Below are 16549 nucleotides of genomic sequence, written 5' to 3'. Positions count from 1 at the left end.
ATCCCATTATTATTGCTTTTTTTGAGGTATAATAATGATTGTTGTAATTAAAAAACAGAGAGGAACGGAGAGAACACCATGAATGAAGAAATTTTGTTAACTAAAGAGGGAATTAAAGACTTACAAGAAGAATTAGATAATTTAATTAATGTTATTCGTCCCGAAGTTATTGAAGAGTTAAAAGAAGCTCGTGCACAGGGAGACTTATCAGAAAATGCTGATTATGATGCAGCACGAAACCGTCAAGCAGAAGTTGAAGGACGAATTAAAGAAATTGAATCACTATTAACAAAAGCAAAAGAAATTAAGGAAGTTAAATCAAAAACAGGAATTATTAAATTGGGAAGTACAGTAACATTTACTAATTTATTGATTAATAAAAAATATGAATTAAAAATTGTTGGTGCTGTTGAAGCTAATCCTTTTGAAAATACAATTTCAAATGAATCACCAATTGCAAAAGCTATTATTGGCAAAAAAGCTGGAGATTTAGTTGAAATTAAGGGAATTCAAGAACCTTATAAAGTTAAAATTTTAACTGTAGAATAAATAATAAAAAAACAATTTTGTATTGACATTGTCAATATAATTTTTTTGCTAAAACAAAAAATATAAATTGTAAATTAATGATTTTGAAGATTATTAACTGTAATAACACATTAATAGCATCTTTAACTTTCATCATTGCATTACCCAATCCAGTTCAAATAGAATCCATGCTACCTGAAATAGTAGAGTATCTGTACCTATTTATTGCACTTTATATTATAATTTACAAAAAAATATTATTAAATATTTAAAAACGGAAAATTATTTTATTTGTTTTGAGGATATCATAAAATTATCTTAGTGTTGCCTAAGAAAGTAAGGAGTATAAAAAAATGAAAAAACTTTTAAGTTTATTAAGTACACTAACAATTGGATCAACTGCTATTCCAGCAGGATATGCAATGTATCCTTACAATTTAGAAAATAATAGTAAATTATTAGGAGAATGAAATTATGGCGGATAATTTTTGATTGAAAGGATAATTATTTAACTACTAATGTTGGGAAACCAAAATTAAGAGATTTTATTCCAGTAATTTATGATACTGAAGTACAAATTAAAGAATTAAGTTCAACAATTGATTTACTTTGAAAGAAAATAGCAGCTAGTGAGGAAGATAAAACTGTTTTAGAACAAAGTAAGAAAGTTCTTGAAATACAATTACAGATGATGCAGCAAGTTAAAGAAGGATTAGAAAAACAAATTGCTGATGCAACAAGTCACAATACTAGTCTTAAAGCAGAGATAGAACTAAAAAAACTAGAGATTAGTAAGTTAACAAAAGAATCACAAGAAAAAGCTTCTACTTTGGAAATGGAAGTTACTCAGTTAAAAGCGAAGTTAGCAGATAGTGAACAAAATAAACTTTCTTTAGAACAAAAAATAAAAGAGCTTGAAACTAATTTAGAAAAAGTTACTGAGGAGAAAACTGCTTTAGAAGGTGACTTAAAAGCGGCACAAGAGAAAGTTAATGAGTTAACAGAAAAAGCACAAGGATAATTAATAAAAAAGTTGCAACATTATTTTTGCAACTTTTTTATTCAAATTGAAAGGAAAAAAGAAATGAAAAAAATATTATCATTATATGGAATGATTAGTATTATTGGACCTAGTATTTCAACTTCAATTGCAAATACTTCACATCAAAATCAAGATAAAAATATTATGATTATTTCATCAAATGAAGAACAAAAGAAAGCAACTAAACAATTTGGAATAAAAATAGAATATAAAAATATAAATGAAGATTCAAAACTTAATGATTATTATCAAAAAATAAAAAAAATTAAAACAGTAATTAAATAACAGTTATGATAAAATAAGAATAGTATATAGTAGTGAAATTTTATATGTATAATGTTTAATTATAATAAAAATAATTTTTATTTTAAATTTAATTACAAAAAATAATTTTTATTTATTTTAAAAATAAAAAACATTAATATTTGTCATTGATAATTAAGACAAAATACGATAGAATAGTCATAGTTGTATTTTGCATATAATCAAATATTAATTATAGTAAGATGCACTAAAAATAAACAATTTTTAGAAATTAAATATGAAAATAGAGGTGGAAAATAAATGATCGGCGTAATTTCAACAGCATATTTCACGATGAAAGATAAGCACAGTATTAAAACAGTAAAAAAATATTGGTGAAAGAACTGTGTAATTCAACATGTTAAATACCATGGAAAAACTTTCATTATATCAACAGTAGGATATGGTAAAGCAAATGCTGCAATGGCAATTACTTACTTATTAGAAAAATATCCTGGTTTACAAACAATTTTAAATGTAGACTTAGCATTGTCAACAAACGATAAGCATGACACAGGAGACACAACAATATCAACAAAATTTATTTATCGTGATGCTGACTTAACAGTTTTTAAAGATATTAAATATGGACAAATTGTTAATGAACCTGAATCATTCCAATTCGATGGTGAATTCGCTAAAGTTGTTAAAGACTTTAAATTAGGGTTAACAGAAGGAGTTACTGGAACAGCAGATATGCTGATTTATAACTCAAAACAATTTAAGGAAATGGTTGATAAATATGGGCATACTATTGATGTAATTGATACTGAAGCAGGGGCAATTGCACAAGTTGCTAAAAAATCAAGTATTAATTATATTGCTTTAAAAATTATTTATAATAATGCATTATCACCATGAGATAATGATCCAATTCATAAATTGAAAATGTATGAAACAGTTAATACATTAAAATATTTATTAAGAAGATTATTTAACTTATTAAGTTCAAATTATATTATTGATTTATCACAATCTTCACAAGATGATTTAGATTCAATTAATGAATTATTTGAAATTAAACATGACCAATGAATTAAATTATTTAAACCAAATACACATAAAGTATTATCAGGGTTTGGGCCTTCATTAATGTTAGTTGATAAACAAGAAAAAAATCCTGTTGCATTAGATATTATTCAAGTAATGCGTTCAAAAACAAAAGAAGCAGAAGGACCAAGTAAAGTAATTTTAGGGGAAGATGAATGAAAAAATGCTCCTAAAAAGTGATTACGTAAATTATTATTTTTAGAACAAGTTCGTGTCAATGATGATGAATTATTATGAAATAAATCAGCAAAATATGATTTAAATAATGAAAAATTATATAAAATTGAAACAGTTGCAAATGAAATAGCAGCAGCAATTGCTGAAAAATGTCAAGATAAATCATCATATACATATAATGGTGCAACAGTACAACAAAAATACTTATTAGTAAATTGTGATGCAAAAGTTTCGTTTTACATTACCCATAATCAATCACATGAATTTGTGGAAGATAAAAACTTTGGAACACAATTAGTAAGTAATGAATTTGTTAAATACTTAAATGAAGCATTGAAAGATGTTGACTCACCATATCAACAAATTGTTGTTTATATGACAATTCCAGCATTAGATTATCGAAAAATTCCAGTGTTTATTCCTTCAAACAAAGGAGCAAACAGAGGTGTTAAATTTGGAACTTTAAACCAAAAGTTACAACGAGATTATACTGTAGTTGATATTACAAGAAATGATTATGATCCAATCAAAGTTGGTTCATTCAAAGTTACAATTCGTTTAAAAAGTGAATAATTAATTTTATTAAAAAACAACCTTTTGGTTGTTTTTTATTTTTTAAATAATGTTATACTTATTAGTAATAATTAAGGTTAAGAAAGGGTATGAAATAACGAAGAATGGTTAACGAAGAAGAAAAAAGATTAACAGCAGAAGGAGATAGTAACAACACTGGAGTTAACTCTGATAGTATTACAAACAAACCATCATATTTTTATCCTAAAGAAAAAACAACGGAAAGAAAAACCCGTAGTCGTGAACGGATTTCACGAAAAGAATTTAATTTACGTTTTAAAGATTATTTTAAATCACGTTTATTCCGTGATTATGCTTATATTATTTTTGCTGCTTTTTTAGGAATGGCTAGTTATGATTACTTTATTGCAGCAACAACAAGTAATGGGATTACTCCAAGTGGAATTGGAGGGATTGCCCGTGGAATTGCGGTTGGAATTTGACCAAACCAAGATCAGTTACAAATGCAAACAAGTATGTACTGAGTTTTTTATTTTGTGTTTAATATCCCATTATTTATTTTTGGTGTCATTAAAGTTGGACTTCGTTTTTCTCTTCGTACAATTGTTTATATTGGTTTGCAAAATGGTTTTCACTTTGCATTTGCTTATATCCCGGTTATTAATCCGCAAGAATTATTTTTTATTGTTAATTATAATAGTTTAAATATTTTTAGTAATTATGGTGGAATGTACCAGATTTGATTATTTGTTTTTGCAGCGGTAGCAGCAATTTTAAATGGAATTGCTTATGGCTTAGTTTATAAGGGGGGAGCATCAACAGCTGGAACTGATTTTGTTTTTGCTTATTATTCATCTAAAAAGAAAATTTCAATTGCTAATTATAATCGAATTGTTAATTATATTATTATTGTTGTAATGTTAGCAATTCACACAACATTATTAAGTCGTAGTGAATTAACAAGTATTTATTTTGGAAAAGACTGAGCAGCACATATTGATCAAATTCAACGCCTTGGTTTTAAAATTGATAATGGTGGTTTATATGGTAGTGATTTAACTAGTCATAAAATTAAATACTTCTTTGGTCCTGCCTTATTTGCTTCATATTTATTTGTCGTAGTACAAGCAATTACAATTGATATTATCTTCCCGAAATTTAAATATCGTAGTTTAATGGTTATTACTTCAAAAGCAGATGCTATTGTCTCAGGGTTACAATATGTTCATTATCCTAATGATATTATTCGTTTACCAGCACGTGATCATTATGAAGGAAATGATCTTAATAATGAAGTGATTATTGTTTCCACCTCAGTTTTAGAATATAAGAAAATTAAAGCTGCGATTATTGTTTCTGATCCAGAAGCTAAAATTTTAGCTCATAAACTAGACAAACTTATTGCTAATTATAAAGTAGATAAATATTAATCTTTTTGTGCAATTAAATTTAATCAGACAAACCCTTTTTGTAATATTTCATAGTCATGTTTTAGCATTAGTAAAATATTCTTTAACATGACTTTTTCATTTAAAGTAATTCTAATATTTAATAAACTATTATAATTATCTTTACTATGATTTATTGCACTAGTTGCTAATTGAAATGATCATGTTTGGTTGGTTACTTTAATATTTGGGATCATTTTTGTTGTTGTCATATTTTCTAGAATAAGGTTTTTAAGAGTTAATGTTAAATCGGTATTAGTTTGGTCATATCAAAAAAAGTTATCAAAAATTAAGTTATTTTTTTGATATTTATTTTTTCGTGTAATTTCAAAATTTTGATCATTAAGAGAAGGAACAGTTATTGTTAAAAATAAATAACGATAATATTGAAGGTTATAAGGTTTCGGAATTAAATTTGGTTGAAGATTATCAACAACCGTAGTTGTTGCTTGATTAATAGAACCAAAGTTAAAATTATAACCGCGATATTGGCCAATGATAATATTGTCATTTACTTTAAAATCAGATAAGTGTGGCAGATTATTCGGTGTAATTGTTCATTGGGAACTAATATCACTAATTGTTAATGTTTTAAAAATGGTCTTAAAGATATAATTATAGATATTAATTAATAATGTTTTATTTAAATTAATTTTAAGTTGATTAATTAATCTTTTCTGATGTTTTTTAACAAAAATTAATAAGATAAAATTTATTAAAGTTATTAGTAAAAAAACAATACCAAGAGGTAAGAAGACAGCTTTGCGCATAGTAAAATGTAGGTTATATGCTGCAACAAAATTAAAAATTGTTAACAAAAAATTAAAAATTAAACTTAACAAGCATAATAGATTAATTCCTTGTCAAGCTACAATTTTATCATTCTTTTTAATAATAATTTTTTGGTAAATTTGATTAATTGTTAGTTTAATTTTTTCAATGTTTTTTTTGTTAATCATTTTGATCCTTTCATAAATAAGTTATTTTTCTTATCTTATATATGATATTATAAAATTAATTAGAAAGGGAGACCTTAAAATGAAAGATTATAATTTAATTATAGGAAGTCATGTTAGTATGAACAAGCAGCAAAATTATTTGCTTGGTGCTTTAAATGAAAGTTTAAATAATAATGCTAATGCAATGATGTTTTATACAGGACCACCCCAAAATACTATTCGCGTTAGTACGGAGCAATTTTTTATTCCAGAATTTTATCAACAATTAAAAGAACATCATTTTGATATTAATAATATTATTATTCATGCTCCTTATATTATTAATTTAGCAAACACAACTAATCCTAGTACTTTTGAAATAGCTGTTGAGTTTTTAAAAAAAGAAATTACTCGTGCTGATGAAATTGGAATTAAAACAATTGTTTTACATCCTGGAAGCTCAGTTGGTGCACCAGAACAAGTTGGATTAGATCGCATTATTGAAGGATTAAATTTAGTTTTAACACCTAATCAAAAAGCAAAAATTGCTTTAGAAACAATGACTGGTAAAGGAAGCGAATTAGGAACAAATTTTACACAACTAAAATATATTATTGATAATGTTAAATTAAATGATAAATTAGGAATCTGTTGAGATACTTGTCATATGCATGATGCTGGTTATCGCTTGACAAAAGCATTAGATGATATTATTATAGAATTTGATCAATTAATTGGTTTAAACCGGTTATTATGTTTACATATTAATGATAGTAAAAATCCTTTAAATTCCCATAAAGATCGGCACGAAAACATTGGTTATGGTTACTTGGGATTTGAAACCCTTTTAAGAATAATTTATCATCCTAAATTAGATGGGATAATTAAGATTTTAGAGACACCATATGTAGGAGAAAAGAATCATGCATTTGCTCCTTATAAGGATGAAATTGCGATGATTAAGGCAAAACATTTTACTGACCCATTTCAACAAAATTGTAAAATAAAAATAGATTTAGGAGAATAAAAATGTCCGCAAAGAAAATTATCGATAATTTGTATCTTGGTGATCGTCATAGTGTTCCACAAGATGCTGCGTTAGTAATTAGTTGTGCTGAAGAAATTTATCGCAAACAAATTCAAAAATATAATATTAAAAATGATAATCAAGAATATCTTTGAATTGATGACAAACATGTTTATTTTAATTTTAAGGATTATCCAACATTACAAGAATTAGATCCTAATATTGTAATTCAAGCATTAAAGATTATTGATAATAATATTAAAAATAAAAAAATTTATGTTCATTGTGTTTGAGGAATTAACCGTAGTGCATCAATTGTTTTTATGTATTTAGTAGCAAAAGGATACATTAATCATGATGACTTTGATAGTGCATTGGAGCAATTTGAACGAATTTATCCCTATATTAATCCAAATCCAGGTTGGTTTGATTTTTTGCTAAATGAGTTTCCATATAGTCACTTAATTTCGAATTAAAAAAACTAGGTAATTACCTAGTTTTTTAACGTTTATTTTTGTTGTCATTCTTGATAATATTCATCAATTAATAGTTTTAATTCTGGAACAAGATCTTCTTGTTTACATGATTTATAAATTTTACCTTTTTTAAAAATAATTCCACCATTTTTACCACCAGCAATTCCTAAATCAGCTTGTTTAGCTTCTCCTGGACCATTAACAACACAACCTAAAATGGCAATTTTTAATGGAATTTTTAAATCTTTTGTATATTCTTCTAATTCTTTTACAACGGGGAAAAGGTCATATTCTAAACGACCACATGTTGGGCAAGCAATTACATCAACAATGTTATCATAAAGTCCTAATGAATTTAACATTCGTTTAGCAACTTCCACCTCCGCTATTGGATCAGTTGATAAACTAATTCGGATCGTATCACCAATACCATTAAAAAGAAGCGGTGACAAACCACTACATGATTTAATTGTTCCGGTATGATGACTACCAGCTTCAGTAATCCCTAGATGAAGAGGATAATTTCATTCTTTACTAGCTAAGGTATAAGCTTCAATTGCCATTAATGGTTCGGTTGCTTTTAAAGATAAAATAATATCATAAAAACCAAGATGTTCTAAAATTTCAATATGACGACGAGCACTTTCAATCATTGCTTTAGGAGTTCAACCATATTTATTGACAAGATCTAATGGCAAACTACCAGAATTAACCCCAATTCGGATTGGAATCTTTTTTTCAAGACATTTTTCGACAACTTTTTTTGTATTTTCAATATTCCCAATGTTTCCTGGGTTAATTCTAATTTTACTAATACCAGCATCAGCAGCAATTAAAGCAAATTCATAATTAAAATGGATGTCTGCAACTAATGGACAAGGAGAACGTTCAACAATTGTTTTTAAAACAGCAGCATCATCTTTTCCTAAAACAGCAATTCGAACAATTTCACAACCTTCTTGATATAGTTGCTTGATTTGCGTTAAAGTAGCTTCAACATCGTGTGTTTTTGTATTAGTCATTGATTGAATAACAACTTTATTTTGTCCGCCAATTTGAACATTACCAACCATTACTTTTCGTGTATTATTTCGTTTATTCATTTTTTGCACGTCCTTGTCTTTTTAATCTTTTTGGTATGTTATTGTAAATGGTGGGGGAAATTCTAAACACCAGTAGGGGATTAAAATTCCACTAATAAACAACCCAGTACTTTAATTTATTACAAAATTGTTACCTAAATCCTTTAAAATAATTTCAAAATAATCATACGACTAAATGCAAAGAAATACAAGACTAAAATTAGTTTTTCATTATTTACGCTGTTTTGTTTTAATTTTATTTCAATTTTGTTCTAAAATGTAAATTGTAGAATAAAGTACAACAAATTTAAAAAAATCTAAAAAGTTATTTAAATCTTATTGAATTTTATTTTTTGAACTATATAATAATAAATGTCTATGGAAGTATAAAAATTGTACTTTTATTAAATTAATAATAAACAGCACAAGTTTAGCCCTATCAATATGACCATACTTTGTATTATATTATCTTATACTTCATGGATACCCTAAAAAACAATCTCACCCGGGTTGTTTTTTTATTTTAATTGCTTTTTGATAAAAAAGAAGTTATGATATAAGTATAAAAATAAATGATATACCTGTATATACTAGTAATATGGTCTAGTGTTTCTACGTCTTACCATTGGAAAAAGACGCTATAGGTTAATGCTTTTGCTTTTTAAACATTAACCACTCATTTTAATGAAAAACCAGGTTGATCTTTTTGTTTTTACAAAAATTAAGTAAAAAAGGAGCAAAAAATATGAAACGAATTTTACAAAGTTTGATGATGATAAGTATCATTGGCACTTCAGTGAGCAGTGTTTTTGCTTGTGTAAAGAAGTATAATTTTGATAATAGTATTTGGGTTATTACTGATGGGGGAACTGTAAATGATCTTGCTTTTAATCAATCCGCATGAGAGGGAGCAAGTAAATATGTTTTTGCACAAAAAAATCAAATTGTTCCACCACAAAATTGAAAAAGTTCAAACTGACGAGCAAGTTACTTTGAATCAGTTAGTCAAACGCCTGGTGATTATAAAAATGCTTATATTACATCTTCAATTGCAGGAACAAAAACACTAGTTTTACCTGGTTTCAACCATGGTAATACCATTGGTTGAGCAGCGGGTTTACTTGATAATATTATTTATATTGATGGAAGTAGTCAGAACATTCATCTTAATATGGACCAGAAGGCACCATTAGCAAAAAATATTATTGGAATTATTTATCAAGCTGAAGCTTCTGGCTTTTATGCGAGTTTAGCAACAAGCATTTATTTAAATGCGCACCAAAACGAATATAATGGACACTTAAAAGTTGGTAGTTATGGTGGGATGGATAATCCAGTTGCTGTTTCAAATTATATGTGAGGTTTTTTAGTTGGAATTGATTTATTTAATACTATTATTAATTCTTCAGTAAATAGTAAATGAAATAATATAAAACATGATATATTAAACCAAGTCCAAAATATTAATCCAGAAATAACAACTTTACAATCAATTGTTAAAGTACAAAATGTTTTAAAAAAGAATGAATCATGATTTTCACAATCATTTCAAGCTGGTGATGGCAAAATTATTAGTGATGAATTATTAGATCGTGGCGCTCGTATTATTTTTCCGGTTGCTGGTGCACAAGTTCAAGATACAATTAATCAAATTAAAGTTAATAAAGTCAATGCTAAGATAGTTGGTGTTGATACCGAACAATCTAAAATTTATGGCGAAAATTATGTTGTGACTAGTGCTTTAAAACAAATTGCCACTTCAACTTTTGATGCATTAAAAAATATTTATTCAGCACAATGTGGGTATGATGCACAAAATAATATATGAGATGAGACAAAACAAACAAGTAATTGTTGAATTAATACTGACCAAACTTCTCTTGACCATCCAAGTTGAACAGGGATTGAAACAACAAAATGAGTTAAACAAGATTTAGTTGATTTTTTACATAATACAACTGATGATCATAGCAAAGATACTTTGTTTGATAAGATAGTAAAAATATTACAATATGTTTACAAAAGTGGAATTGATAATCATGCCCCAATTTCCGCACAAAATTTTACAAATACTTTACAAAATACATATGAAACACAAACAAAATTAAAAACATATTTATTAGCAGCAATTGAAAAGGTGTTATAATTTTCTTAAGGCTTATGAAAAATGATTTTTTAAATAACCTTAGTAAAGATTTTAAAGATATAACATTTGTTGAAAAAAATGATTCAAAAAGAGTTTTAGACAATAGGCTAATAGTACCATTACCTAAAATTAAAAAATCAAAAAGATGGCGTGAATTGGCAGATAATCGGTTATTTTTTTTAAAAATGAATTATGTAAAATGAAGTGTAACAAATCTTTATTAATTAAGTAATATAATAAAAATTACAAAAATCAACCATAAATTTAAAAAAAATTAAAATATTTTAATTTTTCTTTTATTTTATCCATATTTAAGCACACTAAAAAAGCATTTATTAAATTTTACACAAATAAATTTATATCTTATTATTTTAATGACATATTTTATAATTTAATATACATTTTTAAATATTTATTGTTTATATATTCTGCAAAAACATTTCTTTAGTACTTATTCAATTTAAACACGATCGGAGTTTTTCATTTATTACATTATTAACTAATCAATCAATTTGTTTTTGACTAACATTATTAAAATCAGTTCCAGGAGGAAATCATTTTCTAAACTCACCATTTATATTTTCAATTAAAGGTTTTTGACGAGGTTTACCAGCATCACAAAAATATACTTGTGTTTCAGCAAATATTTCCATTTCTCGTCATTCACTAAATTCTTTACCTCTATCTGTTATTATTCCTTTTATTTTTCCAATTAAATTATTATTTATAACAATCTATGCAGAAATTCCAATTGATATTGATTTATCGATTGATGCAAACGCAATTAATCGTTGAAAAAATGATAATGGTACATATATAAAATCAGTTTATCGTTGAAATAATGAAGAACAAAAATTACCTAATTTAGATATTGATAAAGATGGCAATGTAAAAGTTAATACATAATAAAAAGTCATTTATTGAAAATGACTTTTTATATTTCTAATGTAATTAATGATAATTTTTCATTATTTTTATTAAATAATTGTAAATTATTAATATTAATTTGTTCTTTTTCTGTATAAATTGTAATATCATAATTTCCATAACCCCATATAGCAGATAATTCAATTTGATTTAAATTAAATAGTTTTTGATAATTATAAAAAGTTATTTTAATATTATCTAAATTAGAAACAATTAAATTAGTTAAATACTTACCATATTCTCCATCTGATAATTTAATTTCAGCAGGAATAAGGGAAGGGATATTATTTGTTTTTAATTCATTTGTTATTGATAATCAATTAAAATAGTTTGCTTCTAGTTGATAAATGGAGTTTTCTGAAATATCTTTGTTTTTAACAGTTACTTTAATTTCATCATTTTTATTGATATTATTTTGATTTTTTAAATTTCAATCAGTAATTTGTCCAGTTTTTGGGTCAATAATTGGTGTATTTGGTTCACTGTCATTATTTCAACGATAAACTGATTTTATATATGTACCATTATCATTTTTTCAACGATTAATTGCGTTTGCATCAATCGATAAATCAATATCAATTGGAATTTCTGCATAGTTAGTTAAGCAAAGTTTAATATTATTTTGTACATCCAAAGTTTTTGGATGTCATCTTTTATTTTTTCATTATTGTTAAATTTAATAATTTTTCAATCATCATTTTTATCACTACGCCATACCACAAAATAATATCTATTATCAACTTCATTAAATGGTCTTTCACTTGCATAAACTTCTTTTCAGTAATTTTTAGGTGGGGTAGGTCCACCAGAAAAAATAAAATATGATGAATTTAATAGTACTTTACAATCTTTAAATTCTCAATAACCATCTTCTATTTTATTAGGAGTTGAAATTAATTCAAAATAATAAGGAGCAAATAATTTAACATCATCATTATAACCTTTATTAATTGCGTATTTACTATATGTATAGTTTGATAACATATAAATAATTTGTTTAAATCTTTTGACAGCATTATCATTTAAAGATTTATAATTATCTAATTTTCAGTTTTCAAATAAACCATCAATTACATCTTCGGGTTTTTGTCCTTCGAATTTTTGGCGTAATTCTGCTGCTTTATTAGTAGGATTACCTTTTTCATCATATTTTGCTCCTTGAAATTTTCTATCATAATTATAACGATATGTTAAATAATTTAATAAAAAAATATTTAATTCTTTAATATCTAATAAACCTAATATATCTTTACCTTTAATATAGTTTTTAGCAATACTTCATGGTAAAAAACTTTCGGTAAATCAATATTGAAATACTCTTAAATTAGGGTTTGTTTCAATTGGCATTGATAATAATGGTACTAAACTAGCATTTTCAATATTTGATGAGGGATAAGAATAAACACCATTGATATTACCTCAGCATTTAATATTACCAAATAACATAGATTTAGGATATTTAATTTCAATTCCAGTAAATACCGTGTCTTCAAGCAATGATTTTTGTAATACTAAATGAATGCTATTTTGGTTTTTTCATTTAAAGTCAGTTATTTTAATTAAATGCATAGATTTAATAATATCAATCCCCTCTAATGAATAGGGGTGTTTATATTCTTCAATGATATAACATTCATTTTTTATTGTCTTCACTAATTGGTTCATTAATAGAAATTATTTTTAAGTCTAATGTTTCTAAAAATTCTTTGTCTTGTTTTGAAATATCATTAATTAAAACATCTTTTTCATCAATCATTATATAACTTGTACTGTTGTCTTGGATTGTCGTATTTTGCTGAATTTGTAATTTAAAATTAAAGTCACTAATTTCATAACCAGTAATTTTAATATATTCATCTTTATCAATAAAACCAATTTTAACGCTATTTTGAGAGTAGTTTAAGCTTGGTTTTTCCTTTGTCTTAACAAGAGATTATTAATTTTATAAATATATAAGGTTCTTGCACGGTCTTCAGTAAATAACTGTTCTAAGTCAGGGTCGCTATATTGTGATTGACTGGCAAAATCTAGGGGGATATTATCAATTGAATAGTCAATTGGTTCATCATTTAATTGTAATAACATCTTTTCTGATGGTTTTAACATTATTCTTGTCCCCCTTGCTCTTCATTAGGAGCATTGATAATAAATTCATCATTTTTTAATTGTCTGTTTAAAGTGGCATTTACTGGTAATTTAACATCAACAATTAACTCATCAATATTTTTAATATTGAATGTTCTACTGTTTAAAATAGCATTATCATATTTAATTAACTTAATAATAAATTCAGTTAATTTAATTTCTCTAATATATATCATTTGTTCATAAGATGCGTTTGTTTGAATATTTACTCCCGCAACTTCGGCTTGGGTTTGTTGTGCTCCTTTAGCAATAGCGGGAACATGATGACGATTAATTTTATAATAATTAGTAATATTACTGATAAAGGTATTAATGAAACTGATTTTATTAATACAATGTTTTTACGCAGTAGTTTTTTTAAAAATTGATCGGAAACAAATTATTTTATTAATCCAACTTTAAAAACATCAAAAAATTTATTGTTTAATGATAAATGGTATTTAGATTTTTTACAAGATAGTTATTCAACCGGAGTTGTTTATGATAAACCTAATGAAATATTTTTGAATTATTATCGACAATGACATAGTTTAAAAAATCGGTATATGGTTGAAAAATTTTATGATGTTAAAAAAGAGAATTTTTTGAATGATTTAACTGATTTTATTTATGCCTTTGCTGTAAAATATAAGATGTTTGATGTATCTAAAAAAATTGTGGAGAATGTTGACCGTTATAAAGAAAATCGTTATCCAAGAGTTAAGTTAAAACAAGATAATTGAAAATTAATTGATAAAAATAATATTAATAATCAATTTAGTATATATGATGAAAAGTGATATATAATAATTGCAAAAAATACAACTAATCAATCAATTGAAATTATTAAATTTAAAAATAATCAAAATGAAAAATCAACTTCTCCTATTATTAACAATTTATTAACGATACATTTTATATTTATCCTATATATAATAATTGATATTCTATTATTAATTTATATTGTTGAGATGGTGATGGTGAACCAGAAACACCTACAATTGACAAAAATACTGGTGAAATTACTGACTGAAATAGTTATCAACAAACTCGCGTAAAATAATTTATTGATTTATCTTTATATTCTGTTTTGCAGGAAAATATTAGAGTTCAGAAAGGTGGTAGTGCGGATTATGAAAATCCGAATAAGGTTGTAACAAAGCGGATAATTTTTGATTTTGAAACGGTTGATGAATTGGGTGTTAAAAATATTAAAAAAGCAATTTATCGGATGATTTTGACTGTTGATGAAGCAAATTTAATTATTTCTGGTAGTTTAGAGTTAAATAATATTAATAATGATGATTTAAGTTTTAATTTTAGTTTTATGCGAACGGGAATGGGTGAAGTTTTTAATTTTAATGGTTCAATTTATTCATCATTAAATAGTAAAGATTTAAAGTATTATCAACAGTTTAGCGGTCAGTTTGATTTATCTAAGTTTTTACAGTCGTTTTTTGCAAGTGCATTGGTGCCAGTGTTTCAAAATCGTAGTTCGTTTATTGAAAATGGATATATTGATAATTTACAATATGATACTGTTTTAGTTAACTTTTTTGCGTTGAAATTACAAAATTTTAATAATATTTTCAGAAATTTTATACTAATTATTTACGTACGATTTTTGATTTAGAAAATAATACTTATGTTCAAGGTTATAATAAAAAATATGGTTTGTTAGTAAATAATGGTTTTAAAATTTACCCACGATATTTTTATTTTTCTGATAAATATAAGCAATTAGATATTAAATTATATTCAGCATTTAAAAATCGGTTTTATACGATTAATAATTATGGTAGTGTTTTTAATTATGATTTTTCGGTTGCTAATAATTATAATATTAATTCAAATTCGGGTTATGTTTTTGAAGATGCTTTAAAAGATAAATATGGTTTAAATTATAAAAAAATTGAAGAACAAAAAATCGGTTATAATGTTTTTGAATTGCAAGCACAAAAAGAGAATGATATGTACCGATATTATGATTTTAATTTTGGTATTTATAATTGACAAGAAATTAATAATGGTGGGTTGTTTCCTGATAAACAATGATGACAAGTGCAATATGTAACGCCAGAGGGTTGATGAGATTTTGGTGCTCATATTAAAAATGCGGTGATTTGAATTGTTAATACTATTCCAGGAATTAAACAAGTTAATGAATTAGCGAGTGGTGTTGGTAAGATTTTTGAAACAGTATATAGTTTTTTTAGTCAAATATTTGAGGTATGAAAATTTAATCCTGCATTGTATAGTACAATAACAAATATCTTTTTATTAATTATTTTTATGAAATTTGTGCGATTAATATAAAAAAGGAACTGTTATTAAGAAGTTCCTTTTTGTTCTTTTCAATTAGTAATTTTACCAGTATTTTTGTTAATAGTTGGTAATTCTGGTTCATTATTACCATCTCAACGATAAACTTTATCATAATAATATGAATAAAATTCTTTGTTACCATTTCATTTTATAATATTTCATTTATTATTTTTTTTGAAAATACCTATATATCATTTATTAGTATTTCCTTCTCCTAAAACACTTAAAACTTCTTTTCAATAATTATCTTTTGGTGGTTGTTCTTCTGTTGTTGGTGTAATAGGTATATTATCTTCTTCGTTTTTATTATTATTTTCTTTTTTACAACTGATTAATGTTGTTGTGCTTGTTGGGGTTAATCCGATTGCTCCTATTATGCTAAGTATTCTTTTCATATAGATTGTTCCTTTTTATTGTTTTAT

At 25.4% G+C, this 16549-nt stretch carries 18 protein-coding genes, 2 pseudogenes and 1 riboswitch; of the genes and pseudogenes, 11 read left to right on the top strand and 9 right to left on the bottom strand.

Features of this window, described 5'->3' with window-relative positions; genetic code table 4:
- Window positions 1-78 precede the first annotated feature (78 nt).
- From greA to SDAV_RS06375, 6 genes are all read left to right on the top strand, one after another.
- Window positions 79-549: a transcription elongation factor GreA gene (gene greA / locus SDAV_RS06400; RefSeq protein WP_053391013.1), complete on the top strand. Its 471-nt coding sequence runs from the start codon at window positions 79-81 to the stop codon at window positions 547-549.
- Between the two features lie 332 nt (window positions 550-881).
- Window positions 882-1013, top strand: coding sequence for a hypothetical protein (locus tag SDAV_RS14060; protein ID WP_281268776.1), 132 nt, complete (start codon window positions 882-884; stop codon window positions 1011-1013).
- Complete coding sequence (locus SDAV_RS06390) at window positions 995-1549, top strand: hypothetical protein (protein ID WP_186823332.1); 555 nt, start codon at window positions 995-997, stop codon at window positions 1547-1549. The genes SDAV_RS14060 and SDAV_RS06390 overlap by 19 nt, the downstream gene beginning before the upstream one ends.
- A gap of 63 nt (window positions 1550-1612) precedes the next feature.
- On the top strand, window positions 1613-1855 hold the full coding sequence (locus SDAV_RS06385) for a hypothetical protein (RefSeq protein WP_114564940.1): 243 nt from the start codon (window positions 1613-1615) through the stop codon (window positions 1853-1855).
- A gap of 279 nt (window positions 1856-2134) precedes the next feature.
- A complete protein-coding gene (fib, locus tag SDAV_RS06380; protein WP_114564939.1) occupies window positions 2135-3673 on the top strand; it encodes a cytoskeletal motor fibril protein Fib in 1539 nt (512 codons plus the stop codon).
- A gap of 104 nt (window positions 3674-3777) precedes the next feature.
- Window positions 3778-5064, top strand: a complete 1287-nt coding sequence (locus SDAV_RS06375) for a YitT family protein (RefSeq protein ID WP_114564938.1) — start codon at window positions 3778-3780, stop codon at window positions 5062-5064.
- Here SDAV_RS06375 and SDAV_RS06370 read toward each other — a convergent pair.
- The gene (locus tag SDAV_RS06370; RefSeq protein ID WP_114564937.1) at window positions 5061-6041 is read right to left on the bottom strand and encodes a hypothetical protein; all 981 of its coding nucleotides are present in this window, start codon (window positions 6039-6041) and stop codon (window positions 5061-5063) included. The two genes, SDAV_RS06375 and SDAV_RS06370, sit on opposite strands and share 4 nt — an antisense overlap.
- Before the next feature lie 79 nt (window positions 6042-6120).
- Between SDAV_RS06370 and SDAV_RS06365 the strand changes: the two genes are divergently transcribed.
- A complete protein-coding gene (locus tag SDAV_RS06365) occupies window positions 6121-7047 on the top strand; it encodes a deoxyribonuclease IV (RefSeq protein ID WP_114564936.1) in 927 nt (308 codons plus the stop codon).
- 2 nt (window positions 7048-7049) lie between these two features.
- Window positions 7050-7523: a dual specificity protein phosphatase family protein gene (locus tag SDAV_RS06360; RefSeq protein WP_114564935.1), complete on the top strand. Its 474-nt coding sequence runs from the start codon at window positions 7050-7052 to the stop codon at window positions 7521-7523.
- Window positions 7524-7555: 32 nt separating this feature from the next.
- Here the strand turns inward: SDAV_RS06360 and ispG are convergent, their stop codons facing one another.
- The gene (ispG, locus tag SDAV_RS06355; protein ID WP_114564934.1) at window positions 7556-8626 is read right to left on the bottom strand and encodes a flavodoxin-dependent (E)-4-hydroxy-3-methylbut-2-enyl-diphosphate synthase; all 1071 of its coding nucleotides are present in this window, start codon (window positions 8624-8626) and stop codon (window positions 7556-7558) included.
- Between the two features lie 540 nt (window positions 8627-9166).
- Window positions 9167-9266, top strand: a riboswitch (purine riboswitch).
- An 84-nt stretch (window positions 9267-9350) separates the two neighbouring features.
- Between ispG and SDAV_RS06350 the strand changes: the two genes are divergently transcribed.
- On the top strand, window positions 9351-10751 hold the full coding sequence (locus SDAV_RS06350) for a BMP family ABC transporter substrate-binding protein (protein WP_114564933.1): 1401 nt from the start codon (window positions 9351-9353) through the stop codon (window positions 10749-10751).
- Window positions 10752-10765: 14 nt separating this feature from the next.
- On the top strand, window positions 10766-10975 hold the full coding sequence (locus SDAV_RS06345) for a hypothetical protein (RefSeq protein WP_114564932.1): 210 nt from the start codon (window positions 10766-10768) through the stop codon (window positions 10973-10975).
- Window positions 10976-11170: 195 nt separating this feature from the next.
- Here the strand turns inward: SDAV_RS06345 and SDAV_RS06340 are convergent.
- From SDAV_RS06340 to SDAV_RS06320, 6 genes and pseudogenes are all read right to left on the bottom strand, one after another.
- A pseudogene (locus SDAV_RS06340) lies at window positions 11171-11485 on the bottom strand (transposase); the annotation flags it as partial.
- A gap of 200 nt (window positions 11486-11685) precedes the next feature.
- Entirely contained in the window at window positions 11686-12312 is a 627-nt protein-coding gene (locus SDAV_RS06335) for a DUF3688 family protein (RefSeq protein ID WP_114564931.1), read from the bottom strand.
- Window positions 12279-13331, bottom strand: a complete 1053-nt coding sequence (locus SDAV_RS06330) for a hypothetical protein (protein ID WP_151202509.1) — start codon at window positions 13329-13331, stop codon at window positions 12279-12281. The genes SDAV_RS06335 and SDAV_RS06330 overlap by 34 nt, the downstream gene beginning before the upstream one ends.
- Window positions 13288-13434 carry a hypothetical protein gene (locus SDAV_RS12040; RefSeq protein WP_186823331.1) on the bottom strand — a complete coding sequence of 49 codons (147 nt, stop codon included), beginning with the start codon at window positions 13432-13434 and terminating at the stop codon, window positions 13288-13290. The genes SDAV_RS06330 and SDAV_RS12040 overlap by 44 nt, the downstream gene beginning before the upstream one ends.
- Window positions 13435-13577: 143 nt before the next feature.
- Entirely contained in the window at window positions 13578-13784 is a 207-nt protein-coding gene (locus SDAV_RS06325) for a hypothetical protein (protein ID WP_114564929.1), read from the bottom strand.
- On the bottom strand, window positions 13784-13999 hold the full coding sequence (locus SDAV_RS06320; protein ID WP_114564928.1) for a hypothetical protein: 216 nt from the start codon (window positions 13997-13999) through the stop codon (window positions 13784-13786). The genes SDAV_RS06325 and SDAV_RS06320 overlap by 1 nt, the downstream gene beginning before the upstream one ends.
- Before the next feature lie 84 nt (window positions 14000-14083).
- Here SDAV_RS06320 and SDAV_RS14650 point away from each other — a divergent pair.
- Window positions 14084-16118: pseudogene (locus tag SDAV_RS14650) on the top strand (spiroplasma phage ORF1-like family protein).
- Window positions 16119-16132: 14 nt separating this feature from the next.
- On the opposite strand, the gene SDAV_RS06310 reads toward SDAV_RS14650, so the two are convergent.
- Entirely contained in the window at window positions 16133-16522 is a 390-nt protein-coding gene (locus SDAV_RS06310; RefSeq protein WP_114564927.1) for a lipoprotein, read from the bottom strand.
- Window positions 16523-16549 lie beyond the last annotated feature (27 nt).

This window comes from Spiroplasma phoeniceum P40, assembly GCF_003339775.1.
In the GTDB taxonomy this organism is placed as follows: Bacteria; Bacillota_I; Bacilli_A; order Mycoplasmatales; family Mycoplasmataceae; genus Spiroplasma; species Spiroplasma phoeniceum.
The sequence above is the reverse complement of the archived record's forward strand: the minus strand, read 5'-3'. Positions and strand labels throughout refer to the sequence as shown.